Raw genomic sequence first — 694 nt, 5'->3', positions numbered from 1 at the left:
CATAAATCGGCACTGGTATCAAACAAATCTTCCATCACTTTGGTCTTTAATGACAGCTGGAACTTTAGCTCTGTATTACGGGTATCGTTAGAGGTAAATTCTTCTTTATCTTGCGACGGCGTGCTTGGACCTAAATTGGGATCAAAAGTATAAAATAGCGGTAGCAAATAAGTTGGTCGGTGCGGTCTGACTGTCCAGGTACCGCGCTCGCTGTTTTTATCCAAATCATAAGCCAAACTTAACGGCGTGTATTTCTCGATATCAGCTTGGGTGACGCCGACGTTTTCTAATACTTCCGCCTCCCTTTGCGTCAGTCCAACCGTATCCAAACTTTCGCCATTACCAGCTTCGTTATTTGCCGTAGTATTACTGTTTGCAGAAATGGTGGTATTTTCTTCTACTAGGACAACTTGCGGATTACCAGCAAGGGTGCTTTGTAGGGTTTTTGCCAAATCAACCGGTTGTTTAGTCGTGGTGTAACTCGGCGTCTTGCCTTGTTCGGCGACTTTATCAAAACAAGCCAAACGCGCGCCACTGGTTTGTACTTGCGTACACTCATAAAACAGTCTTGCTTGCTCGGCGACAAACTCTTTACTAATAACCTTGTCGCTTTGAGCCGCGGCATTTGGATTGACCACGCGCTTATTGACAACTTTTGCCGCATCATCAGTGTCATACTCAAATGCGATACTCT

Annotated in this window: 1 protein-coding gene; it reads right to left on the bottom strand. The window is 45.0% G+C overall.

What is annotated here, in order from left to right; genetic code table 11:
- Positions 1-694, bottom strand: a 694-nt coding sequence (locus tag V7D75_RS11820) for a phospholipase A (protein WP_333614724.1), incomplete at both ends; no start/stop codon positions are given.

Origin of the sequence: Psychrobacter sp., from assembly GCF_036731945.1 — a bacterium.
GTDB lineage: Bacteria > Pseudomonadota > Gammaproteobacteria > Pseudomonadales > Moraxellaceae > Psychrobacter.
This window is presented reverse-complemented; position numbering and strand designations above follow the sequence as displayed.